Source organism: Flavobacterium sp. OHVDL-2026-0007, from assembly GCF_059882335.1.
On the sequence record NZ_CM187612.1, the window covers coordinates 3,377,103 to 3,402,121 of the forward strand.

22 protein-coding genes are annotated in these 25,019 nt (G+C 35.4%); 10 read left to right on the plus strand and 12 right to left on the minus strand.

Annotated features, from left to right (window positions below; all coding sequences use genetic code 11):
* Window positions 1-39 precede the first annotated feature (39 nt).
* Window positions 40-1,383, minus strand: a complete 1,344-nt coding sequence (rseP, locus tag AC51AA_RS13825; protein WP_500702817.1) for an RIP metalloprotease RseP — start codon at window positions 1,381-1,383, stop codon at window positions 40-42.
* A 198-nt stretch (window positions 1,384-1,581) separates the two neighbouring features.
* On the opposite strand from rseP, the gene AC51AA_RS13830 reads away from it, so the two are divergent.
* The 5 genes from AC51AA_RS13830 (at window position 1,582) to hflX (ending at window position 7,722) form a co-directional block, all read left to right on the plus strand.
* Window positions 1,582-2,652: an NADH:flavin oxidoreductase/NADH oxidase gene (locus AC51AA_RS13830; RefSeq protein ID WP_500702818.1), complete on the plus strand. Its 1,071-nt coding sequence runs from the start codon at window positions 1,582-1,584 to the stop codon at window positions 2,650-2,652.
* Window positions 2,653-2,833: 181 nt separating this feature from the next.
* A complete protein-coding gene (locus AC51AA_RS13835) occupies window positions 2,834-3,874 on the plus strand; it encodes a Gfo/Idh/MocA family oxidoreductase (protein WP_500702819.1) in 1,041 nt (346 codons plus the stop codon).
* A gap of 108 nt (window positions 3,875-3,982) precedes the next feature.
* Window positions 3,983-5,203 carry an MFS transporter gene (locus AC51AA_RS13840; protein WP_500702820.1) on the plus strand — a complete coding sequence of 407 codons (1,221 nt, stop codon included), beginning with the start codon at window positions 3,983-3,985 and terminating at the stop codon, window positions 5,201-5,203.
* A gap of 220 nt (window positions 5,204-5,423) precedes the next feature.
* The gene (locus AC51AA_RS13845) at window positions 5,424-6,290 is read left to right on the plus strand and encodes a hypothetical protein (protein WP_500702821.1); all 867 of its coding nucleotides are present in this window, start codon (window positions 5,424-5,426) and stop codon (window positions 6,288-6,290) included.
* Window positions 6,291-6,483: 193 nt separating this feature from the next.
* Window positions 6,484-7,722 carry a GTPase HflX gene (hflX, locus tag AC51AA_RS13850; protein ID WP_500702822.1) on the plus strand — a complete coding sequence of 413 codons (1,239 nt, stop codon included), beginning with the start codon at window positions 6,484-6,486 and terminating at the stop codon, window positions 7,720-7,722.
* A 98-nt stretch (window positions 7,723-7,820) separates the two neighbouring features.
* Here the strand turns inward: hflX and AC51AA_RS13855 are convergent, their stop codons facing one another.
* The 6 genes from AC51AA_RS13855 to AC51AA_RS13880 all read right to left on the minus strand — a co-directional run bounded on the left by AC51AA_RS13855 (window position 7,821) and on the right by AC51AA_RS13880 (window position 11,907).
* Complete coding sequence (locus AC51AA_RS13855; protein ID WP_500702823.1) at window positions 7,821-8,771, minus strand: DUF3078 domain-containing protein; 951 nt, start codon at window positions 8,769-8,771, stop codon at window positions 7,821-7,823.
* A gap of 81 nt (window positions 8,772-8,852) precedes the next feature.
* Window positions 8,853-9,362 (minus strand): DUF2480 family protein, encoded by a 510-nt coding sequence (locus tag AC51AA_RS13860; protein ID WP_500702824.1) that lies wholly within the window; start codon window positions 9,360-9,362, stop codon window positions 8,853-8,855.
* A gap of 68 nt (window positions 9,363-9,430) precedes the next feature.
* Entirely contained in the window at window positions 9,431-9,754 is a 324-nt protein-coding gene (locus tag AC51AA_RS13865) for an SUF system Fe-S cluster assembly protein (RefSeq protein ID WP_042564763.1), read from the minus strand.
* A gap of 76 nt (window positions 9,755-9,830) precedes the next feature.
* A complete protein-coding gene (locus AC51AA_RS13870; protein ID WP_500702825.1) occupies window positions 9,831-10,253 on the minus strand; it encodes a SufE family protein in 423 nt (140 codons plus the stop codon).
* Between the two features lie 2 nt (window positions 10,254-10,255).
* Entirely contained in the window at window positions 10,256-10,609 is a 354-nt protein-coding gene (locus AC51AA_RS13875; RefSeq protein WP_500702826.1) for a hypothetical protein, read from the minus strand.
* 83 nt (window positions 10,610-10,692) lie between these two features.
* Window positions 10,693-11,907: an aminotransferase class V-fold PLP-dependent enzyme gene (locus AC51AA_RS13880; RefSeq protein WP_500702827.1), complete on the minus strand. Its 1,215-nt coding sequence runs from the start codon at window positions 11,905-11,907 to the stop codon at window positions 10,693-10,695.
* Window positions 11,908-12,129: 222 nt separating this feature from the next.
* Between AC51AA_RS13880 and AC51AA_RS13885 the strand changes: the two genes are divergently transcribed.
* Window positions 12,130-13,479: a serine hydrolase domain-containing protein gene (locus AC51AA_RS13885; protein ID WP_500702828.1), complete on the plus strand. Its 1,350-nt coding sequence runs from the start codon at window positions 12,130-12,132 to the stop codon at window positions 13,477-13,479.
* A gap of 69 nt (window positions 13,480-13,548) precedes the next feature.
* Here AC51AA_RS13885 and sufD read toward each other — a convergent pair whose 3' ends face one another.
* From sufD to AC51AA_RS13905, 4 genes are all read right to left on the minus strand, one after another.
* The gene (gene sufD / locus AC51AA_RS13890; protein WP_500702829.1) at window positions 13,549-14,865 is read right to left on the minus strand and encodes a Fe-S cluster assembly protein SufD; all 1,317 of its coding nucleotides are present in this window, start codon (window positions 14,863-14,865) and stop codon (window positions 13,549-13,551) included.
* Window positions 14,866-14,930: 65 nt separating this feature from the next.
* Complete coding sequence (sufC, locus tag AC51AA_RS13895) at window positions 14,931-15,677, minus strand: Fe-S cluster assembly ATPase SufC (RefSeq protein WP_500702830.1); 747 nt, start codon at window positions 15,675-15,677, stop codon at window positions 14,931-14,933.
* 110 nt (window positions 15,678-15,787) lie between these two features.
* Window positions 15,788-17,236, minus strand: coding sequence for a Fe-S cluster assembly protein SufB (gene sufB / locus AC51AA_RS13900; protein WP_500702831.1), 1,449 nt, complete (start codon window positions 17,234-17,236; stop codon window positions 15,788-15,790).
* A 69-nt stretch (window positions 17,237-17,305) separates the two neighbouring features.
* Window positions 17,306-17,635 carry a HesB/IscA family protein gene (locus AC51AA_RS13905; protein ID WP_192186384.1) on the minus strand — a complete coding sequence of 110 codons (330 nt, stop codon included), beginning with the start codon at window positions 17,633-17,635 and terminating at the stop codon, window positions 17,306-17,308.
* Window positions 17,636-17,975: 340 nt separating this feature from the next.
* Between AC51AA_RS13905 and AC51AA_RS13910 the strand changes: the two genes are divergently transcribed.
* The 4 genes from AC51AA_RS13910 to AC51AA_RS13925 all read left to right on the plus strand — a co-directional run bounded on the left by AC51AA_RS13910 (window position 17,976) and on the right by AC51AA_RS13925 (window position 23,755).
* Entirely contained in the window at window positions 17,976-18,905 is a 930-nt protein-coding gene (locus AC51AA_RS13910) for a DUF8428 domain-containing protein (protein WP_500702832.1), read from the plus strand.
* A gap of 116 nt (window positions 18,906-19,021) precedes the next feature.
* Window positions 19,022-19,879, plus strand: coding sequence for an MBL fold metallo-hydrolase (locus AC51AA_RS13915; protein ID WP_500702833.1), 858 nt, complete (start codon window positions 19,022-19,024; stop codon window positions 19,877-19,879).
* A gap of 303 nt (window positions 19,880-20,182) precedes the next feature.
* Window positions 20,183-21,817 (plus strand): S8 family peptidase, encoded by a 1,635-nt coding sequence (locus AC51AA_RS13920; protein ID WP_500702834.1) that lies wholly within the window; start codon window positions 20,183-20,185, stop codon window positions 21,815-21,817.
* Between the two features lie 60 nt (window positions 21,818-21,877).
* Window positions 21,878-23,755 carry a M1 family metallopeptidase gene (locus AC51AA_RS13925; RefSeq protein WP_500702835.1) on the plus strand — a complete coding sequence of 626 codons (1,878 nt, stop codon included), beginning with the start codon at window positions 21,878-21,880 and terminating at the stop codon, window positions 23,753-23,755.
* Between the two features lie 68 nt (window positions 23,756-23,823).
* Here AC51AA_RS13925 and AC51AA_RS13930 read toward each other — a convergent pair whose 3' ends face one another.
* Window positions 23,824-24,762, minus strand: coding sequence for an L-threonine 3-dehydrogenase (locus tag AC51AA_RS13930; protein ID WP_500702836.1), 939 nt, complete (start codon window positions 24,760-24,762; stop codon window positions 23,824-23,826).
* Window positions 24,763-25,019 lie beyond the last annotated feature (257 nt).

Here is a 25,019-nt window from a genome sequence, read left to right on the forward strand (position 1 = left end):
ACTTTCTCAAAAACTTTTTAGCACTTTTTTTTAAAAAATTTACTTACCGACAATCGCTTTGTAGATATCGTTTCCATTGGCGAATAAAAGCAATGTTATAAGTAGAACGAAACCAACCATTTGAGCGTTTTCTAGGAATTTGTCGCTTGGTTTTCTTCCGCTAATGATTTCGTATAATAAAAACATCACATGACCACCATCAAGGGCAGGAATTGGCAATAAGTTCATTACTCCAAGCATAATTGACAATAATGCCGTGATAGACCAGAAGGTTTCCCAGCTCCAAGTATTAGGAAAAATGTTGAAAATTGCGGCAAAACCACCTACTTGCTTGTATGCTTTTGTTTCTGGGTTGAAAATCATTTTAAGTTGTTTTCCGTAACCCACTAATTGATCCTTACCTTTTTCTAGTCCAACCGGAATTGATTCAAAGAAACTGTAGTTTTTAGTACTCACTTTATAGTAGCCTAGTTTTTCAAGTGATTTTATATCCAAGCCGCCACGGTTTATACCTAGGGTTCCGTCGGCCGTAATTTTCAATGTTATAGGTGTTTCTTTTAGATCGCGTAAAACCACTGCAGGGATTACTTTGCCTTTATTGCTTTCTAAGATAGATTTTGCCTGGTCGAAATATTTTACTTGTTCACCATTAAGGCTAACAACAATGTCTTTTGCTTTCAGATTCTGATTTGGAGAATCTTCGGTAACGCCTGCAATTGCAAAAGGGACACGAATACCAACTAATAATCCTTTTTCATGTTTTGATAACTGATCAACAAAATCATTAGGGATATTTATAGTTTGTTGCTGTCCATTTCTTTCAATCACAACTTGTTTAGACATGATTACATTTATGTTCATATCGGAATCAAAATTCTCAACTTTTTTGCCGTCTATAGAAATGATTTTATCTCCTGTTTTAAAACCAGCTTTAATCATAGCTGGATTCTGGATTAGAACCCCATCTTTTAAGTCGGTATTGGCTATATAGGTATCACCATAAGCAAATGCCATTCCGATATAGATAACAAACGCTAGTATAAAGTTAACGGTAACACCACCCAACATGATGATCAAACGTTGCCAAGCGGGTTTTGAACGGAATTCCCAAGGTTGAGGAGGGAGTGCCATTTGTTCCTTATCCATACTTTCGTCGATCATTCCTGAGATTTTTACATAACCTCCCAAAGGCAACCATCCGATTCCGTATTCGGTTCCTCCTATTGTCTTTTTTAGTAAAGAGTATTTAACATCAAAAAATAAGTAGAATTTTTCGACTCTTGTTTTAAATAGTTTTGCAGGAATAAAGTGTCCTAATTCGTGAAGAATAATAAGTAATGATAAACTCAATAGAAATTGAGAGAGCTTGATAACTATATCCATTTTGTATTTTTAGTTCTTAATTTAACGCACAAAAGTAACGTTTCTATTTTAATTTGATAGCGCAATATAATACTTAAGGTTTTAAATGTTTGTTAATTAATAAAATTTAGATTTCTACTTTTAACAAGATGCCGTAACTTTACTATTCTTAACGCTACCCTTATTAATAGGTAGTGCAAAACCACTAAATGTTACAGTATGGGTTCATTATTATTTTCTCCTCTTACCATAAAAAGAATCACCCTAAAGAATAGAATCGTTATTTCGCCCATGTGCCAGTATTCGGCCATCGACGGATTCGCAAATGATTGGCATTTGGTGCACTTGGGTAGCCGTGCAAGCGGTGGTGTTGGATTGATTATTCAAGAAGCTACAGCAGTTTCTCCAGAAGCTAGAATATCTCCTGCTGATTTGGGAATCTGGAAAGATGAACACATTGAAAAGTTAAAAACCATCAACGAATTTATCGTTTCACAAAATGCAATTCCTGAAATTCAGTTGGCGCATGCTGGACGAAAAGCAAGCGTTTCGGCTCCGTGGTTGGGTAATCAAAAATTAGGGGCCACCCAAGGGGGATGGCAAACGGTAGCGGCAAGCGCTATCGCTTATCATGAAAACGAACCTTTTCTTCCTGTGGCTTTAGATATAAAGGGTATACATAAGGTGATAGCTGATTTTCAAACTGCGACTAAAAGAGCAGTGGAAGCGGGTTATCAGGTAATGGAGATACACGCAGCACATGGCTATTTGTTGCATCAGTTTTTATCACCTTTAACCAATGTTAGAACAGATGAATATGGAGGAAGTTTTGAAAATCGCATTCGATTGACTCTTGAAATCGTTGAAGCCGTAAAAGCAGAATGGACTACGGATTTACCTCTATTTGTTCGTATTTCTGCAACCGACTGGGCGGAAGGAGGATGGAGTCCTGAAGAGTCCGTAAAACTAGCGTTAATTCTAAAAGAAAAGGGAATAGATTTAATTGATGTTTCCTCAGGAGGGTTAGTATCACATCAGCAAATTCCATTGCAGCCCAATTATCAAGTTCCTTTTGCGACTAAGGTCAAAAAGGAAGCCTCGATTTTAACAGGGGCAGTTGGATTGATTACAAAAGCAAAGCAAGCCGAAGCTATTTTAGCAGCGGGTCAAGCTGATTTGATTTTGTTTGCTAGAGAATCCCTAAGAAATCCTAATTTGCCTTTAAAGTTCGCTACAGAGTTAAATGACGATATTCAATGGCCAAAGCAATACGAACGAGCTAAAATATAAGCAAGCCTTTTTCAATATTAAAAAATATGTCTTTCAGACGTAAATCGGATCGTCTTGTATTTATCGTTGTAACTAGCGATGTAAAGATAGGAGGTTAGGCTTGCGCTTTCTGAAGTAAAAAATAACAGTTACTCATAACTTAGACCTTGCGGGTTTATAAAAATAAATACCACCATACAAAATGCAAAAAATAAAAACAGCACTATTATCATACGGAATGTCAGGGAAAGTTTTTCACGCTCCTTTTTTGGATATTCATCCCGGATTTGAATTATTGGGTTCTTGGGAAAGAAGTAAAAAGTTGATTCAAGAAGATTATCCAACCGTAAAAAGTTACCCATCTATTGAGGCATTATTGGCTGATGATGTTGATCTGGTAATTGTCAATACGCCGGTAGGAACACATTATGAATATGCGAAAAAGGTATTGTTGGCCGGAAAACATGCTGTAGTAGAGAAGGCTTTTACTACTACTGTTGCTGAGGCAGAGGAATTAGCGGCAATCGCCAAAGAAAAAGGATTGAAATTAGCTGTTTTTCAAAACCGTAGGTGGGATAGTGATTTTAAAACTGTTCAAAAAATAATTAAAGAAGGTGTCTTGGGAGATCTGATCGAAGCGGAATTTCATTTTGACCGATACAATCCCTTGTTGAGTGCTAAAGCACATAAAGAAACGGCCAATGATGGGGCAGGAGTTTTGAAAGATTTGGGACCGCATTTAATTGATCAAGCGGTTTGTTTATTTGGTTCTCCCAAAGCTGTTTTTGCAGATATTCGTACGACAAGGGAGAACTCCTTAGTAGATGATTGGATTGATTTATTGTTGATTTACGATGATTTTAGAGTGCGTCTAAAAGCGGGCTTTTTTGTTAGGGAAGCGAATCCTGCTTATACCATTCACGGTAAAAAGGGATCTTTCTTAAAAGCCCGCGGTGATGTTCAAGAAGATGATTTAAAACTCGGAAAAAAACCGAACCTTGAATCTTGGGGAACAGAAGCGGAAGATTTAAAAGGACTTTTACATACTGAAGTTGAGGGTAAAACCATTAGGGAAAATGTGGATACCCTTCAAGGGAACTATTTTTCGTTTTTTGATGGTGTTTACGATGCAGTTACACAGAATAAAAAAGAGCCTGTTACGGCACAAGATGGTGTGAAAGTGATGCAGATTATAGAAGCAGCAATTGCGAGTCACGGCCAACAAAAGGTGATCAAGTTATAAACAATATTATAAACAATAACGTTGTATGTAGAGGTAGTAAAAGGGTTTGATGGTCTATAAAGGTGCTTTTTTGTATCTTTATAGTATCAAACTCAAAACACCTCAATTTTGATAGACTTCAATCCACTAGCTCTTTTTCAAACCAAAGGAAAAATTAAAAAAGTTTACAGAGAAGCTAAAGCTTCCTATCTCAGTAGAATTCGTTTTGCTGTGGGAATGTTTTATTTCGGAATGGGGTTAAGTTTTGCTACCTGGGCCAGTAGGATTCCTGACATTAAAACGGCTTTGAATTTAACTGAAGGAGATTTGGGGTCTATACTTTTTGCACTCCCAATGGGGCAATTAGTGATTATGCCTTTTTCTGGTAAAATGGTGACCAAGTTTGGAAGTCATCGTATTTTAATTTTCTCTTTAATAATGTATGTATTGTGCTTGGCCAATTTAGGTTTAGCTACGTCAGCATTGCAATTGTCACTAGGTTTGTTTCTATTCGGGCTATTTGGAAATCTAGCCAATATTTCCGTTAATACACAAGGTGTTTATACCGAAGTACTTTTCAAGAAAACCATTATGTCTTCTTTTCATGGGATGTGGAGCTTTGCTGGGTTTTCAGGGGCATTGGTAGGTTTAGGAATGCTAGCTTTGAAATTATCTCCGTTTGATCATTTCTTAATTGTTGGCGGAGTGGTGCTTTTAATGGTGGCCTTCAATTTTAAATTTTTGGTCAAAGCCAAAGAAAAAATTAAAGATAAAACAGCTGAAAAGAAAAAATTATTTGTGAAGCCTGATCGTACTTTAATTTGGTTGGGAATTATCGGATTTTGTAGTATGGCGAGCGAAGGTGTAATGTTTGATTGGAGTGGAGTTTACTTTAAAGATATCGTAAAAGCGCCAGGCCCCTTAGTGATTTTAGGTTATACTTCATTTATGATTATGATGGCCAGCGGACGATTTTTAGGTGATGGAATGATTAATAAATTTGGTCGTGAACGGGTGATGCAAATCAGCGGAGTGATGATCTCGGTTGGGCTTTTTACAGCTGTTTTTCTACCTTATATTATTCCTTGTACAATTGCTTTTATGATGGTTGGTTTAGGGGTTGCCACTATTGTGCCGACGGTCTATAGTCTGGCTGGAAAAAATCCTTCAGTACCACCTGGTGAAGCTTTGACAATTGTTTCGAGTGTCAGTTTTCTAGGGTTTCTAATGGGACCTCCTGTGATTGGTCATATAGCTGAAACTTTTGGACTGCAATTCTCTTTTGCTTTTATCGGAATTTTTGGTGTTTTAATTGCTTTTATGGTTTCTAAAATTAGGCCAACGGTTTAGGGATTTCCTCTTGTGTCTTCATTGGGGTAAATGGTATTCTTGCCTCCTGTTAAATAGCACTCTTTGGAAGGTAGTTTTTGGTTGGTTTTTTTTAAGATAGAATGGAGTAAAAGGCTGATTTTTAAGGACTAATTGAATAGTGTGGTGTTTTTGGATTGGAAACTGTTAAAATTTGATGGAATTTTGTACTTTGGTCTTCCCAAATTAATACAAATACTACATGAAAACCTACTTTATGGCCATCCTTATGATGGTACTTCCGTGCTTGTTGCATAGCCAAGACCAAAATGGAACTGTTCGATTAAAACAAATAAACATTGTCAAAACAAATTACCAAAACTCTAAAGATGGTGAAATTGTAAACAAAACAGTGGTATTTAAAGAAGGGAAAATTCAAACCATAACAACTTCGGATGTGGTGCAGCATTTCTTCTATAATACCAAAGGGTTGTTAGATAAAACAGTTAAAGATAAGGTAGGAAGCGATTGGAAAGAAGTGGTCAATTATACTTATGATGCTGACGATAACATTACAAAATTTGTAAAAAAATATCAGGAAGGTCCTGACTATATCACAAAAGTGGTGACTTTTGGTTACGAAGGAGCCAGAGTTAAAGTAACTACAAAAAAAAGCACCAATCATCAGAACTTGGTTGATGATATCGAATACATCGTTGAAAATGGGATCATTGTTAGACGTACTTCTCGCGATAGAAACAAGCAGATAATTGGCAAAATTGAATACGTTTATACCAACGACAATGTGATTAAACACAAAGGTTTAGTTGGAGATAAAATTTCTAAGAGCTTTACTTTTGATGACAAAAAATCGGTAGATGCCTTAATTGTTCAAAGTTTATTTGGTGATCAGTATAAAGTGATTGTTCCGATGATTTCCTATCATGAAGAAGAGTTTACTTTTGAATCGATATCTTATAATAACGAGTTAAATTTTAGTCCTTCCTCCACAGTATTGGTTGGGGTGAGTAGAAAATACAAATACAATAAATTAAATTTTCCAATTTCTTGTTCTCAAGTGGAGGAAAACGGAATCGTAAAAACAGAGAAGACGTTTATTTACGAATAAACCCAGAGGCTTAAGGCTTATAGTGAAACCATTTAAAAATGCTAGTGAATTGAGAGTAAGAACTCAATTATGGATATTTTTAAATGGTTTTGTTTTTGGATGAAGATGATAATTTGCCAATAAGAACTTAAAAACGAAATTGTATAAGGCTTAGTACCTTACAAATCATTAAATTTGCACCTTATTCAAAGCTATGTTAGAAAAAGAAGTTATAAATTTTGAAAAAACAGCCATTGTTGGTATTGTGACTCAAAACCAAAGTGAGGAAAAACTAAACGAGTATCTAGACGAATTAGAGTTTCTGACTTTTACCGCTGGTGGTGAAGTTGTGAAACGCTTTACGCAAAAGATGGAACGTCCAAATCCAAAGACTTTTGTAGGAACAGGAAAGATTGACGAAATTAATCTGTTTGTAAAGGAAAATAATATTTCTACGCTGGTTTTTGATGATGAATTGTCGCCTTCACAACAAAAAAATATCTCTAAAATAATTGATTGTAAAATTTTAGACAGGACCCACCTTATACTTGATATTTTTGCACAAAGAGCTGAAACTTCTTATGCTAGAACGCAGGTTGAATTAGCGCAATGTCAATATTTATTGCCTAGACTTTCAGGAATGTGGACTCACTTAGAGCGTCAAAAAGGGGGGATCGGAATGCGTGGACCTGGAGAAACCGAAATTGAAACCGATAGACGTATTGTTCGTGATCGTATCGCGTTATTGAAAGAGAAAATAAAGACCATTGATAAGCAAATGGGTGTACAGCGTAGTAATCGTGGAGCAATGGTTCGTGTGGCCTTGGTCGGATATACCAATGTTGGAAAATCTACTTTGATGAATGCCGTTGGAAAAAGCGATGTGTTTGTTGAAAATAAATTGTTTGCCACTTTAGATACAACAGTTCGTAAGGTGGTGATTAAAAACTTGCCATTTTTGCTTTCCGATACTGTAGGTTTTATTCGAAAATTGCCTACTCAATTAGTTGATTCTTTTAAGAGTACACTTGATGAGGTTCGTGAAGCTGATTTGTTGTTGCATATAGTGGATATTTCACATCCTGAATTCGAAGATCATATTGCCTCTGTGAATCAAACTTTACTTGATATTAAAGCAAATGATAAACAAGTGATTATGGTATTTAATAAAATAGATGCCTATAAACATTTGACTATTGATGAAGATGATTTAATGACCGAAAAAACACCGAGTCATTATACACTTGAAGAATGGAAAACAACTTGGATGCATCGTTTAGGTGAAGAAAAGGCCTTGTTTATTTCTGCCACCCAAAAGGAAAATTTTGAAGAGTTTAGAGAAAGAGTTTATGAGGCGGTAAGACAAATTCATATTACTCGATTCCCCTATAATAAATTTTTGTATCCGGATTATAAGGATGCGATTGAAAAAGAAGAAAAAGAAGAGGAGTAAAAAAAAAGAGCTTTTGAGTGATTCAAAAGCTCTTTTTTTGTTTTAACGGTAGGCTATCATATTTTTAAAATGAGTATGTCCTATATTAGCTGTTGGTATTAGAATCCGAAATTAACTCCTAGACCAAAGACTTCCCTAGTTTGAAAACCTTGATAAGCATTATCGTCATAAATGGCTTGGAAAGATAGATTTGCAGATAAAACTTTGTTGATTTTCATGATAATGTTCAAGGAGTAATCCATATCTACATTTTGAGGGTCTTCAAGGTAGTTAGAATAGAGATTCAAGGTGTTTTCGGCCGTAACGTTTGTCATTAGGGCAAGCTTGTAATAAACAGAGGCATAGAAACCCAATTCATATCGCATGCTTTTGTTGGCATCAACTCCAAAATAATCTCCGTCAACATAGGGTAAGCCTGTTGATTGATTGATTCCAGTGGTGTAGGCGCTGTCTACAAAAGTGAATTTTGAAGTTAGAGGAGCAAAGTTTATTTTTAAATTGTCATCCTTGGTCCAGTAAATACCAGGACCTGTGGTAAGGTATCCCGGAGATAAAAACTTGGTGAACTCTGTTCTGATTTCTTTTCCATTTGGATCTTTTCCATAGATATAACCCGTTGAAAATTGAGTTCGGAAGTTTAGGAAGTAGGAATAATACCATTGGCCAAATGCTTTTTTTCCTGCGATTGAATTAAACTCTAAACGGTCATCGGTTTTCTTGGCAAAATCAGCATTTTTAGTCTGTAAAAGACCATAAGAGGCTAATATCTTATTGTCCCAGGTGATATCGTCTTTCTTGTAGTTGAAGTCGTAATTGATCCCTAAAGTTCCTGAGAAACTATCTTCACCACCAGCGAGCCAATTGTTGAAACTGGATTGATTTAGTAGAAGGGAAACAATCCCTTTCTTTTTCCAGCCTTCTCCCTCAATAGTGTCTTTTAGTTTCTTTACGGCTTTCTCGGTGTTTTGAATTAATTCTTTTTCAGAATTTTGTGCGTGAACAAAAGTAAAGTTCACCAACATCAAGACTAATAACGTTATCTTTTTCATGGTAGTTAGTTTAGTATGTGTAAGAACAAATATACTAAAAAACTGTTAAAAAGACTTGTGTTGGCTAGTTGTAAATGGGGATTATTTCTTGTTTTCTTTGTATAAAGGCACTGCAGAGCAAGCTTCTCCGTACATAATGCTTCTGGCAAAGGGTTGCAAATAAATAGTGGCTAAAATGTAAGCGCGCATTGGAACTGGTTTTTTGGAACAGCCTTTTAGGATTACCGCTTTGTTTTTATATAGAGAATAATCAAGCTTGCTTAAGATTTCTTCATATAAACTAGCCTCTAAGTCTTCGATGGTTCCATTGACAACTTTTTTGGCATAAGGGGCAAGGTATACGGCGACTAAAATAGAAGACCAAGCTGGAACAATGGCATCTGTGCTGCAATGAAGAGCTACATATTGATCTTGGTATTGTGACCAATCATGGTTTTTTAAATGTGCTCTAAAGTCTTTTTCTTTTAATAAAAAGCCTTCTAATAGCCATTGTGAAATATCGATTTGCACACGCATTCCTTTAGGATAATAATCCTCAAGATCAAAAACTTCTAAAGCGCTATTGGCTACTTTATTGATTATTTCTTCCATAATAGATATTCGTTTTAGGTTTAAAGTTTCAAGATAAGTTACTTGAAACTTTAAGCCTAAAGAAATTTTTAAAGCATTCCTAATTCTAACTTAGCTTCTTCACTCATTAGGTCTTTACTCCAAGGTGGGTCAAAAGTAATTTCTACGTCAACATCTTTAATGTGCTCGATAGTTTTTACTTTTTCTTCTACTTCTCTTGGTAAGCTTTCCGCAACCGGACAGTTTGGAGAGGTTAAAGTCATTAAGATTTTTACTTCGTAATCGGTATTGACCATTACATCGTAAATTAACCCTAACTCGTAAATATCTACAGGGATCTCTGGATCGTAAATGCTTTTTAAAACCTTTACAATAGATTCTCCTAATTCGTTTGTGTCTATTTCTTGTTCCATTTTATTTTTTATTTTTATGTTTAGACTTTATTAAAAGTCTTGGTGAGAATGGGTTGTTATCCCGTTATAGCGCTGGCTAGTTGTTTTTTGAATCAAATGCCAAAGCGTACATTTTAATATTTTTGATCATCGAAACCAATCCGTTTGCACGAGTGGCGGATAAATGTTCTTTTAGGCCAATTTCGTCTATGAAATCAACATCAGCTTTTAAGATATCGGTAGCTTTTTGATTGGAAAAAGTACGAATTAAAATAGCAATGATTCCTTTAGTAAGGATCGCATCACTATCTGCAGTGAACACAATTAGATCGTCTTTTTGTTCCCCTTGAAGCCAAACTTTCGATTGGCAGCCTTTGATTAAGTTTTCGTCTGTTTTGTACTCTTCTTTGATTAAAGGAAGGCTTTTTCCTAATTCGATGATATATTCGTAACGTTGCATCCAGTCATCGAACATGGAGAATTCGTCTATTATTTCGTTTTGTATTTCTTTTATTGTCATAATTAATCTTTAGCAAAATCTAATAACAACTGGACCAATTTTTCTATTTTCTTTGGGGGAAAACCATGGTCGAAACCTTGGGTCTCATATGTTTTTTGATTTTGAATTATCGTTAAATTTCCAATTGCGGCACCATCGTAAAATCGTTTTTCGGTAGGTGCTTTTAAGCTTGGAATACTCTCTAGGTTTATGGTAGAAAATGCTAACACAATTTGATTCCATTTGGCATCGTCTATTTTGCTTGTAACAGTTGGAGCATTTCTATCGGTGCTCACTGAAACTGTTTTGTTGTGCACTACTATCTTTTTAAAAATGCCTCTAGAAACAGCAGTGTATTCAATTTGTGTTGAAGTCATATCTGCTTTTTTTTGGCTAGAACATGCTGTTCCGATGAAAATCGTGACGAGTAATATAGATAGTAGTCGCATAGAGTCTATTTTTAGCTTAGCATGGTCTGCGCCTTTTTAACGGCTTCAACCATTAAATCAATTTCTTCTTTAGTGTTGTAAAACGAGAATGAAGCACGAATAGTGCCAGGAATGCAAAAGAAATTCATGATGGGTTGTGCGCAATGATGTCCAGTACGAACAGCAATTCCTAATTTGTCAATTATAGAACCGATGTCATAAGGGTGGATTCCATCGATATTAAACGAAACCACTGAGGCTTTGTCTTTTCCAGTTCCATAGATTCTCAAGCCCTCGATTTCTAACAAACGCTTTGTGGCGTGAGCTAATAATTCGTCTTCTTGTTTTTGGATATTGTCAAAGCCAATGCTGTTTAAGTAATCAACAGCAGTTCCTAGTACAATACCACCAGCAATATTTGGTGTTCCCGCTTCAAATTTATGTGGTAAATCAGCATAAGTCGTTTTCTCGAAAGTAACTTCTTTGATCATTTCTCCACCACCTTGATAAGGAGGTAATTTATTGAGCCAGCTTTCTTTTCCGTATAAAATACCAGTTCCTGTTGGACCGCACATTTTGTGCCCTGAAAAGGCATAAAAATCACAGTCTAAATCCTGAACATCTGGTTTTAAATGAGGAACAGCTTGTGCACCATCAATTAAAACGGCAGCGCCAACAGCGTGTGCCTTTTCAATGATATATTTTATAGGATTGATAATCCCTAAAGCGTTCGAGATGTGATTTACCGTAACGACTTTAGTCTTTTCTGATAGCAAGGCATCAAAAGCTTCTAGGATCAACTCACCGTCTTGGTTCATTGGAATAACTTTCAGAGTAGCTCCTGTTTTTTCACATAACATTTGCCAAGGCACAATGTTACTGTGGTGCTCTAAAGAGGAAACGATTACTTCATCACCCTCTTTTAAAAGCGAAGCAAAACCGTTGGCAACTAAGTTGATTCCGTGCGTCGTTCCAGAAGTAAAAAGTACTTCGTGAGCAAATTTTGCATTGATGTGCTGCTGTATTTTGCCGCGAGAAATCTCGTAGGCATCAGTCGCTAATTGACTTAAAGTATGAACGCCACGATGAATGTTGGCATTGATTTCCTGATAGTATTTTGAGATAGCATCAATCACAATTTGTGGTTTTTGTGAAGTGGCACCGTTATCGAAATATACCAAAGTTTTTCCGTTTACTTTTTGTGAAAGTATCGGAAAATCAGCTCTTATTTTTTGAATGTCTAGCATGTCTTATTTAGAAAAATTCTATTTACAAAAGTACTAAAACTAAATTGTTTTATACTGCAATTCTATAATTTCCTTTTATGATACCATCAATTGAAGTTGTAGCTAATAATTTGATAAAATTTGATTCTGTTTTGTGAGTTTTATGAAATTTTAAGCTAAATTGTGTGGTAATATCGTGAAGGTGAATCGATTGTGTTGTATGTAAAAAAGCTATTGACTACTATGAAAAAAAGCATTAAGTTATTCGCGCTTGTCTTATTGATTGTGATTTTTTATTTTGGATTTACTACCTATCCAAAACTGGAATTAATATCTGGCTTTTCGGCCAAGAGTATAGCTTCAGGTCATTTTATTGATAACCGTTCTAAAGCATTAATTGAAAAAACGGATAATGATATTCCGATGATGGATTTAGCAACCAATACCATTGATGAAGCAGGGAAATTTGCTACAGCTGCGGTTTATGGATTGAAGGAGCGCAAAGCTATTTACCGAGAAGGCTTAGGGGCCACTTTGATCAATGATGATTTTAATTTGAGTGGGACTTACGATATTCCCAAGCGAACGAAATTGCAGAACAATTTGTCTTTTCCTTATGGCAATAAAGAACCGGAAGATACGGTGTTTGCTACTGTCGATTATAAGAAATTGAAAAAAGCAGTAAGTGATGCTTTTGATGTCGATGGAGGAAAAGCAAAAAGGACACGAGCTGTTGTCGTGTTGTATAAAGATAAATTGATAGCGGAGAAATACGATAGGGGGTTTACTAAAGAGAGTAAGATCTTAGGCTGGTCGATGACAAAGAGTGTCACTAGTGCTGTTTTTGGAGTTTTGGCAAAGCAAGGAAGAATGGCTATTTACCAACCTGCTCCCATTGTTGAATGGCAAAACGATGAGCGTAAAAACATCACCATTAATGATTTGCTTCATATGAATTCGGGTTTAGAGTGGGAAGAGAATTATAATACCATTTGTGATGCTACTAAGATGCTTTTTCAAGCGGAAGACATGGGAAAAGTGCAGATGGATAAACCTGCACAGTTTAAACCCAATACGCATTGGAATTATTCCTCTGGAACGACCAATTTATTATCCAGGATTTTAAGAAGTCAGTTTAAAACGCATCAAGAATATGTGGATTTTTGGTACAGTGCTGTAATTGATAAAATAGGAATGAACTCGATGATCGTGGAGCAGGATATGAAAGGGAATTTTGTAGGGTCTTCTTATGGGTGGGCAACTGCTCGTGATTGGTCTAAATTTGGATTGTTGTATTTGCATAAAGGAAATTGGAATGGGGAGCAGATTTTGGATGAGAGTTGGGTAAAGTATACTGCAACACCAACCAATACCTCAAATGGGAGGTATGGAGCTCAGTTTTGGCTAAATGCTGGCGGAAAATTTCCGGACGTTCCTCGTGATATGTTTTACTGTAGTGGGTATCAAGGACAAATGGTAGCCATTATTCCGTCTTTGGATATGGTTATCGTGAGAATGGGAGTGAAGGAAGAGGAGCCTGGTTTTGATTTCAATGGCTTTCTAAAAGAAGTGATCACCAGTGTAAAACAATAGTATTTATAAGATACAAAAAAACCCGACAGTTTAAAGCTTGTCGGGTTGTATATATAGGAGTAGCGTTGACTACAAATCGAATCCTAAACTCACGCCTAATTTGGTTGCGATGATTTTGGTAATTCGTTGTTTTAATTCCGGTATTTTGATACTTTCGATAACGGCATTAGAGAAGGCGTACATCAATAAAGCTTTGGCTTCTTTTTGAGGAATACCACGAGACTGCATGTAGAACATAGCTGTTTCGTCTAATTGTCCAACAGTACAACCGTGAGAACATTTTACGTCGTCGGCAAAAATTTCTAACTGTGGTTTTGCATTGATGGTAGCTTTGTCGCTCAATAAAATATTGTTGCTTTTTTGGAAAGCATTTGTTTTTTGAGCTTCTTTTTCTACTAATACTTTTCCGTTGAAAACTCCTGTTGAACGGTCAGAGTAAATACCTTTATAATCTTGGAAACTTTCGCAGTTTGGAGTTGCGTGATTTACTAAGGTATAATGGTCAACGTGCTGTTTTTCACCAATAATGGTAATTCCATTAAGGGTACTTGTCAATCTTTCGCCAAAGTGGTAAAAGTTCAAGTTATTACGCGTTAGATTTCCTCCAAAAGAAAACGTATGTACATAAACATGGCTTTCTTGTTGTTGTGAAACATAAGTGTTGTCGATTAAATTCGCTTCGATATTGTCGTTTTGAATTTTGTAAAAATCAACAATAGCACGTTTTTGAGCAAAAATTTCAGTAACCGAATTGGTTAAAACTGGATTTTCGTTTAAACTTTGATGACGTTCGATGATTTGAACATGTGAATTTTCTCCAACAATAATCAAATTTCGAGGTTGTACCATTAAAGCGGCTTCGTTTCCTGTTGAGAAATACATGATCTCAATGGGTTTGTCTGCTACTTTCTTTTGTGGAATATTGATATAAGCACCTTCACTAGCAAAAGCAGTATTCAAAGAAGTTAAACTTTCTTCTTTACTTGCTATTTGATTAAAGTACTTGTCAATAATCATTTTGTATTTTGGTTTGGTCAATGCCGATGACATTAAACAAACATCGATTCCGTCATGGGTTGTAGAAGATAAATGCGAACTAAAAACCCCATCAATAAACACTACTTTATAAGTGTCAATTTCGTGTAAAAAGTATTTTTTTACGTGGTTAAATTCGATTGCATTTTCTTCCTTTGGAAAAACCGTAAAGTCATTTTTTAAGATGGCGTTTAACGATGTGTATTTCCAAGCTTCTTCTTTTTTGGTCGGGAAACCTTTATTTTCGAAGTTTTTTAAGGCATTTGTGCGAATGTTATGTAGATCTGTATGTACATCGACACGCTCTTCAAAAGCCATAAAAGACGATACTAATTTTTCTTTTAAATCCATTTTTGTAGTTGTAAGTTTGAGTTAGGAGTTGTCAGTTTTTATAAACTGTAAACTGTAACTGTAAACTAGTTTTCTGCTTTAATCCAGTCGTATCCTTTTTCTTCTAATTCGTAAGCCAATTCTTTACCTCCAGATTTTACAATTTTTCCATTGTAAAGAACGTGAACGAAATCAGGAACGATATAGTCTAACAAACGTTGGTAGTGCGTGATTACGATAATCGCGTTTTTCTCGCTTTTTAATTTGTTTACTCCGTTGGCTACAATTCTTAAGGCATCAATGTCAAGTCCAGAATCAGTTTCATCAAGTATAGCCAATTTTGGCTCTAACATCGCCATTTGGAAGATTTCATTTCTCTTTTTCTCTCCACCTGAAAAACCTTCGTTTAATGAACGAGATAAGAATTTACGATCGATTTCCAATAGTTCAGACTTCTCACGAATTACTTTTAGCATTTCGTTTGCAGGCATTTCAGCTTGTCCGTTTGCTTTACGAGTTTCGTTGATAGCTGTTTTCATGAAGTTAGTAACACTTACTCCAGGAATTTCTACAGGATATTGAAACGAAAGGAATACTCCTTTGTGTGCTCTTTCTTCAGGAGCTAGATCAGCAAGATCTTCTCCTTCAAGAAAAACTTGTCCTTGTGTAACTTCGTAGTTTTCGTTTCCAGCAATTACTGCTGAAAGTGTACTTTTTCCAGAACCATTAGGTCCCATGATGGCATGTACTTCACCAGCTTTAACTTCTATATTAATTCCTTTAAGGATTTCTTTATCACCAATTGAGGCGTGAAGGTTTTTTATTGATAACATCTTTTTAATTTGAAAATTAGTTAATTTGGAAATTTGAAAATTCCAATATTTCTATTTTTGTTTGGACGTAAATATTTTACATCTTTCGAAATGCTTGTTAGTTAATGGAATTAACCAACTGAACCTTCCAAAGAAATTTCTAATAATTTTTGTGCTTCTACAGCAAATTCCATTGGCAATTTATTTAAAACGTCTTTACTAAAACCGTTTACAATTAAAGCAATTGCTTTTTCAGTTGGAATTCCACGTTGGTTACAGTAAAACACTTGGTCTTCACCAATTTTACTTGTTGTTGCTTCGTGTTCTATTTTTGCAGAAGGATTTTTACTTTCGATATAAGGGAAAGTATGTGCTCCACAATTGTTTCCCATTAATAAGGAATCACATTGCGAAAAGTTTCTAGCATTATCCGCTCTTGGACTGATTTGCACTAATCCACGGTAACTGTTTTGTGATTTTCCAGCTGAAATACCTTTGGAGATAATAGTCGATTTAGTGTTTTTACCTAAATGGATCATTTTAGTTCCGGTGTCTGCTTGCTGGTAGTTGTTGGTCACTGCAATAGAATAAAATTCCCCTACAGAATTGTCTCCTTTTAATACACATGAAGGGTATTTCCAAGTTACAGCTGAACCAGTTTCTACTTGAGTCCAAGAAATCTTAGCGTTTGTTTCGCATAAACCTCTTTTGGTTACAAAGTTAAAAACACCACCTTTTCCTTCTTTGTTACCAGGATACCAGTTTTGAACGGTTGAATATTTAATTTCAGCATCGTCCAAAGCAATTAATTCAACTACAGCAGCGTGTAATTGATTTTCATCACGACTTGGTGCTGTACAACCTTCAAGATAAGATACATAGCTTCCTTCGTCTGCAATAACTAGAGTTCTTTCGAATTGTCCAGTTCCTGCTTGATTGATTCTAAAGTAAGTTGAAAGTTCCATTGGGCAACGTACGCCTTTTGGGATATAGCAAAAACTTCCATCAGAGAAAACTGCTGAGTTTAATGCTGCATAGAAGTTGTCTTTTTGAGGTACAACAGTTCCTAAATACTTACGAACTAATTCTGGATGCTCTTTGATGGCTTCCGAAATTGGACAGAAAATAATTCCTTTTTCTCCTAATGTTTTTTTGAAAGTGGTAGCAACTGAAACTGAATCGACGACAATGTCCATAGCGACATTGTTCATCATTTTTTGTTCATCGACAGAAATACCTAACTTTTTATACATTTCTAAAAGTTCAGGATCTACATCATCTAAGGATTTGTTAGGATCTACTTGTTTTGGAGCCGAGTAGTAAGAAATAGCTTGAAAGTCAGGTTTCTCATAATGAACATTTGCCCATTCTGGTTCGATCATTTCTTGCCAAGCGCGAAAAGCTTCAATTCGCCAATCGGTCATCCATTGTGGCTCTTCTTTTTTAAGAGAAATAGCGCGAACAATATCTTCATTTAAACCAATAGGAAACGTCTCCGATTCAATATCAGTATAAAATCCGTATTCGTATTCTTTAGTTTCGAGTTCGATTTTTAAATCGTCTTCAGTATATTTTGACATTTTTTAGTTTTTTAAAACGCTTAAAAATCTTAAGTGTTTAAATTTTTGCTTCTGTTTGATTCTTTTAATTTATAGCGAAAAAGATTCTCCACAACCACAAGTTCTACTTGCATTTGGATTATTAAATACAAAACCTTTTCCATTTAATCCGCCAGAGAATTCTAAAATTGTTCCTGCTAAATATAGAAATGATTTTTTTTCAACTGCAATTGTTATGTCGTTGTCTACAAATATTTTATCGTCCTCGCCTTTGGTTTTATCAAACTTTAAATCATATGACAAACCAGAGCACCCACCACTTTTCACGCCTACTCTAACGTAGTCATGTGCGGCATCAAAACCATCATCTTTCATCAAGTCGATGATTTTCTTTTTGGCTGTATCAGAAACCTTTATCATTGTTTATGGTATTTGTTTTTATTGGTCATTTTTATTCGCATTTAAATAGTAATCAAATTATTACCTATTCTAAAACGCTAATTTCTATGTTCAATTGAAATTGCTGCAAAGATACGACTTAAAAACCTTTTTCCATAACGGTTCACATTATTATAACAAATGTTAAAATAGATAGAATTTATTTTGATTACTCTGGCTGTCAAAGCTGTTCTTTGCGGCTGTCAAAGCGGATCAATTTTAAGGTAAAAAGAAAGGCCTATAAGCAAGGGAGTAAAACAGGTGTTTATACGGGTGTCAGCGAGTTAAATATTGCTATTTTTGTAAAAAATTGTGAGTAATTATGATAAAACATTATAAAAACAAATGGTTAAGGGGTTTTTTTGTGTTATTTTTTGTCTCTGTATTAGGTCTTATATTCTTCTTTTTTAGCAATAAGATGAGTGGAAATGTAGAGAAATCGGCTCCTGTTCTAGGAAAAGCTCAGGAAGTGGTCAACCTAAATGAAGAATCGTTGGCGAAAAAAAATATTTTAGATTCTTTAAATGTCTTAAAATTAGCTTATGATGTGGCTATACTCGAAAAAACGTCATTATCACAGCAATTGGAGTTGGAAAAAAGAAATGTTGAAAACTTGATAGAAGTGATCAATGCCTCTAAAAATGCTTCATCTTCACAAATTCGGGTGTATCAAAAACAGTTTTCTGCTTTAAAATCAACATTGGCGAATAAAGTGGTAGAAATTAAAAATCTGAAGTCTCAAAATAAAAATTTGTTAAACGAAATTGAAAGCCAGAATGTGGTTATGTACAAACAAAGATTGGAAAATGACACTTTGGTCTCTAAGCAGAAAAAAATAGAATCAACCTTAAAGGATGCTGGTAAATTAGTGTTGTCGAATTTTAAGGTGGTTTCCATCAGAGAGTATAAGTCAGGTAAGGAATTTGAAACTACCAAAGCCAAAAGCGTAGACAAACTGAAAGTGAGTTTTTCTGTTTTAGGAAATTCTATTGCAAAAACGGGAAAAAGAGTTTTCTATATTCAAGTTTTAGATCAAAAAAACACTGTTTTAGGCGAAAACAAATTGGTTGAATTTGGAAATGATAAGGCCTTAGTATATAGTTTTATGGTAGCGGTTGATTTTCAAGGAAAGCCAGCCACTGTGTACGGGGTTCTGAATTCAGATGAAATCCCTTTTCGTAAGGGGACCTATTTTGTCAATTTCTTCGACAAACAAGAAATTATGGGAACCGATTCCGTTACTTTAGAGTAAAATAAGAGTCCTTATTAAGATTACAGTGGATTTGTGGTATTTGATTGGAGAATTTACTAAAATTTTTAGTAAAAGGAAATTGTATTTCCTAGCTTTGTTTTTATAAAATCATTATTATGAAACTCTACCCAATTGAATCTGGAAATTTTAAATTAGATGGGGGCGCCATGTTTGGCGTGGTTCCTAAAACCATTTGGAATAAAACCAATCCAGCGGATGCTAATAATTTAATTGATATTGCGGCGCGCTGTTTGCTTATTGAAGACGGTAAGCGTTTGATTTTGATTGATACAGGGATGGGGAATAAACAATCGGAGAAATTTTTTGGTTATTATTCGCTTTGGGGATCTCATTCTATAGATAAATCTTTGGCTAAATATGGTTTTCATCGTGAGGATATTACCGATGTTTTTATGACGCATTTGCATTTTGATCATTGCGGAGGAAGTGTGCAATGGAACTCCGATAAAACAGGTTACGAGCCGGCTTTTAAAAATGCAAAATACTGGACTAATGAAAATCATTGGCAGTGGGCTACAGAACCCAACCCGCGTGAAAAGGCTTCTTTTTTAGCTGAAAATCTTTTGCCCATGCAAGAAAGCGGACAGCTTCATTTTATCCAGAGACCAAAAGGTGATTTCGGGATTTCAAATGAAGTAGGATTCGGAATTTTTTATGTCGATGGTCATACTGAAAAACAGATGATTCCCCATATTAAATATCAAGACAAAACCATTGTTTTTTGTGCGGATTTGTTGGCTACAGCTGGACATATTCCGTTACCCTATGTAATGGGTTATGATACAAGACCTTTATTAACGCTACCTGAAAAATCTAAATTTTTGAATGCTGCAGCGGATCAGGAGTACTATTTGTTTTTGGAACATGACGCGCATAATCAAATAATAACAGTAGCGCATACCGAGAAAGGGGTGCGATTGAAAGACGTTTTTACTTGCGAAGAGATTTTTTAAAACAAAATTTAAAAAAGGAATCCTGAAGAAAAACAGGTTCTCCTTCTTATATAACATTATTGAAGTCGGAGCAGATTTAGTTTTGCTGCGATTTATTTTACATTGGGATTCAAGTCTTCCATTGATTTAGGTGCGTTTTATAATTTTAAATCAAGAAATTTCCTGTTGAAGTGGCTTTTTTCAAGACTTTAGATTCACTCTATTTACTGTCTAAAAATCACAACGCACTGTTAAGTGTTAGTTTTTTTTATCAAAATATCATAATTTAGACCCATCTTTTAACTTTATATTAAAAATAGATATATGAGTCCTATAAAACCTATTTGTTTATCTGCTTTTGCACTACTTGTTTTAGCAGGTTGTGGTGCGATCAAACAAGCGCCTATCTCAACTCCAGAAATTACCGTTACGGCACCTTTGGTAATTGTAAAAAAAGCCCCAGTTACTGAAAATGATTTAAAAAGATGGAGTCATTTAGATTTAGTAAAAGATACGATTCCAGGAATGAGCGTTGATAAGGCTTATGCCGAATTATTAAAAGGAAAAACGGGAGTACAAGTTATTGTAGGTATTGTGGATTCAGGTGTAGATATTGAGCACGAAGACTTACAAGGTAAAGTTTGGACCAATGCTAAAGAAATTCCAGGTAACGGAATTGACGATGATAAAAATGGTTTTATTGATGATGTTCACGGTTGGAATTTTCTAGGAGATGCGGTACATGAAAATCTTGAAATGACCAGAATTGTTAAAAAAGGTGATGATGGTTCTATCGATTATAAAAATGCCTTGGCGCAATATGAAGAAAAATCTAAAAAAGTTGTAGCAGATAAACAACAAGTTGATTTTTTATTAGATGTTCACAATACGATAAAAACGGCTCTAGGTAAAACGACCTATAAATTGGAGGATTTGAATGGGATTTCTTCAACGGATTCTAAAGTAGTCAGAAGTAAAATGATCATGACTCAAATTATGACCAATGCTGGTCCGACTTTTGACCCAGAAGCGGAGTTAGAAGATTATAGAGAATCGGTTTACGATCAATTCAATTATAATTTAAACAAAGATTATGATGGTAGAAAAATAGTAGGAGATAATCCAGAAGACATCAAAGACAGTCATTATGGTAATAATGTTGTTTTTGGTCCAGATAAGGAAAAAGCACTGCACGGAACACACGTGGCTGGGATTATAGCGCAGGTTCGTTCTAATAATTTAGGAGGAGACGGTGTGGCTAATAATGTTCAAATTTTGACTGTTAGGGCTGTTCCTGATGGAGATGAATATGATAAAGATATTGCTTTAGGGATTCGCTATGCAGTTGATAATGGAGCTAAAGTAATTAACGGAAGTTTTGGGAAAAGTTTCTCTCCACATAAGCAATGGGTGTATGACGCAATAAAGTACGCGGAGAAAAAAGATGTGTTAATTGTGCATGCAGCAGGAAATGACGGATATGATGTTGATAAAACAGAAAACATCAATTATCCAAACGATTCTGAAGATAACATTAAAGAGTTTGCCGATAACGTAATTACCATCGGAGCGATTAATAAAGTATATGGGAAAAATGTAGTGGCAGGATTTTCAAACTTCGGAAAAATCAACGTAGATGTTTTTGCTCCAGGAGAAGAGATTTATGCAACTGTTCCAAACAATAAATACAAATACTTGCAAGGAACCTCTATGGCTTCTCCAAATGCAGCGGGAGTAGCGGCATTGATTCGTTCGTACTATCCGAAATTAAAAGCTTCACAAGTAAAACATATTTTGATGGATTCAGGAGTTTTACTCCCTGCTGCCCTTGTTTTGGGTGAAAATCCAAATCCAGATCAAGAACCTGTGGCTGTTCCTTCTGCCGAGTCTTCAAGAACCGGAAAGATGGTTAATGCTTATAATGCTTTATTGATGGCTGAAAAAATGTCTAGAAAATAATTAAGATGAAATACTAATCTGATGGAAGAGTGGCAACTCTTCCATTTCTATTAAATAACTATGCAGAAAATTATATTACTTTCTTTTTTGAGTTTAGGTTTAAACTCAGCTTTTGCACAAAGCGCTCCCTATTGGCAACAACATGTTGATTATAAAATGGAAGTGTCAATGGACGTGAAAAATTATCAATACAAGGGAAAACAAGAACTGGTGTATACCAATAACTCTCCAGATACCCTTAGAAAAGTGTTTTATCATTTGTTTGCCAATGCTTTTCAGCCGGGAAGTGAAATGGACGGACGTTTGCATTCGATAAAAGATCCTGACGGAAGAATGGTTAATAAGGTAAAAACTGCCGATGGAAAAGAAGTAAAGCAAAGTCGAATTGAAACTTTGAAACCAAATGAAGTTGGGTATTTAAAAATATCCAATCTGAAACAAGATGGGGTAACGGCTCAAACTAGAGTTGCAGGAACCATTTTAGAGGTGACTTTGGCTAAACCCATTTTGCCTAATTCCAAAACGACTTTTACTTTAGATTTTGACGGACAAGTTCCAGTTCAGGTTCGTCGTTCTGGGCGTAATAGTTCAGAAGGTGTAGCGCTTTCAATGTCGCAATGGTATCCGAAATTAGCTGAATTTGATTTCGAAGGTTGGCATGCAGATCCGTATATCGCTAGAGAATTTCACGGCGTTTGGGGTAATTTTGATGTTAAAATCACGATTGATAAAGACTATACTATTGGAGGTTCGGGTTATTTACAGGATAAAAATACAATTGGTCACGGTTATCAAGATGCTGGTGTAACAGTTGTGTATCCTAAAAAGCAAAAAACCTTAACATGGCATTTCATCGCACCAATGGTACATGATTTTACTTGGGCGGCAGATAAAGAATACACCCATGATATTGTAAAAGGACCAAACGATGTTGATTTGCATTTCTTCTATAAGAACAATCCAAAAACTACAGAAAACTGGAAACAACTAGAGCCATTAATGGTTAAAGTTATGGAGTATTACAATCATAGAGTTGGGGTTTATCCATACAAACAATATTCATTTATTCAAGGTGGAGATGGTGGAATGGAGTATGCTATGTGTACTTTAATGTTAGGAAATGGAACGCTACAAGGGATTTTAGGAACAGCAACTCATGAATTAGGACATTCTTGGTTTCAACATATTTTAGCCTCAAACGAATCGAAACATCCATGGATGGACGAAGGGTTTACTACTTATATTGAAGATAGTGCTTTGAATGAAATTGCCACTAAGAAAGAGACTAATCCGTTTAAAGGAAATTATGCTGCCTACTACAAATTAGTAGAGTCAGGAAAGGAACAACCGCAAACTACTCATGGTGATCGTTACGACGAAAACAGACCTTATAGCATTGCCTCTTATGTAAAAGGAAGTATCTTTTTATCGCAACTGGAATATGTAATAGGGAAAGACAATGTAGATGCTACATTAAAAAGATATTTTAACGATTTTAAATTTAAGCACCCAACGCCAAATGATATCAAAAGAACTGCAGAGAGAGTTTCTGGTGCGGAGTTAGATTGGTATTTAACGGATTGGACTCAGACGACCAATACGATTGATTATGGTATAGTGAATGTTGCAGATAATGCGGGAAAAACAACGGTGTCTCTAGAGAGAATCGGAAGAATGCCAATGCCAATTGATTTGAAAGTGGAGTACACCGATGGAACTTCTGAGAGTTTCTATATTCCGTTGCGAATGATGAACTTTATTAAGCCAAATCCAAATCCTGAGGTAAAAAGAATCGTTTTGGATGACTGGGCTTGGGCTATGTCAAATTATAGTTTTACGATCGATAAAAATAAAGCCGCGATCAAAAAAATCACCATCGACCCAAGTGGATTAATGGCTGATGTAAAAGGGTCCAATAATGTTTACGAAGTGAAATAATTTCACTTAAAGGATAAAAAAAAGTCTCGTTTTTAAACGAGACTTTTTTTTTATAGGCTTGACTTGATCTATCCTAAATGTTCCAACATGTCTTTGGTCATGGTTTCAAGATCAAAATTATGTTTCCAATCCCAGTCTTCTCTAGCAGAACTATCATCTATACTAGCAGGCCAACTATCGGCAATTTTTTGACGAAAATCTGGATTGTATGAGATTGTAAATTCAGGAATATGTTTTTTAATTTCATCAGCAATTTCTGTTGGCGTAAAACTCATCGCAGCTAAATTGTATGAAGAACGTATTTTGATTTTTTCAATCGGTGCTTTCATAATATTAATAGTCGCGTCGATAGCGTCGTCCATATACATCATTGGCATTTTAGTCTCTGAGGATAAAAAGCATTCGTATTTTTTATCGGCAAGAGCTTTGTAAAAAATATCAACTGCATAATCAGTAGTTCCACCTCCAGGAGGCGATGACCAGCTAATTAAACCCGGATAACGTATACTACGAACATCAACACCATAGATGTTGTGGTAATATTCACACCATCTTTCACCAGCTTGTTTACTTATTCCGTAAACTGTAGAAGGTTCCATTATGGTATATTGTGGTGTGTTTTCTTTCGGAGTTGTAGGACCGAAAACGGCTATACTAGAAGGCCAAAACACTTTTTTTACTTTTTTGTCTTTAGCTAAATTTAAAACGTGAAATAATGAATTCATATTTAAATCCCAGGCAAATGCAGGGTTTTTCTCTGCTGTAGCCGATAGAAGTGCCGCCATTAAATAAATATCAGTAATTTGATGCAATTCAACAAGGTGCTCAATTTGGTTAAAGTCTAAAGCATTGACAACTTCAAAAGGACCCGAGTTTACAACGTCAGTATTTAATTTTCGAATATCAGAAGCAATTACATTTTCTGTTCCGTATAATTTACGAAGTTTTTGAGTCAGTTCTGTCCCAATTTGACCGCAAGCGCCAATGATCAATATTTTTGGATTCATTTTGTTTTTTTTTAGAGTTGCAAATATAACGTTTTCGCAAATAATTTTACTTTTCGCAAAGCTAAATTATAAATTTAACAGCTTTGCTGTGTTTTTTTTGGCTTAATTGTTCTGGGTTGAAGAATGAGTCATGCTGTATCATAGGTTTTATGGAGGTCGTTTAGGGCAGCATTAGGAACTAGAATGGGGTAAACTACGGTAATTTAGACGGAAAATTAATTTAAAACCAATTGATTTTTATACTGAAATCCGAATTC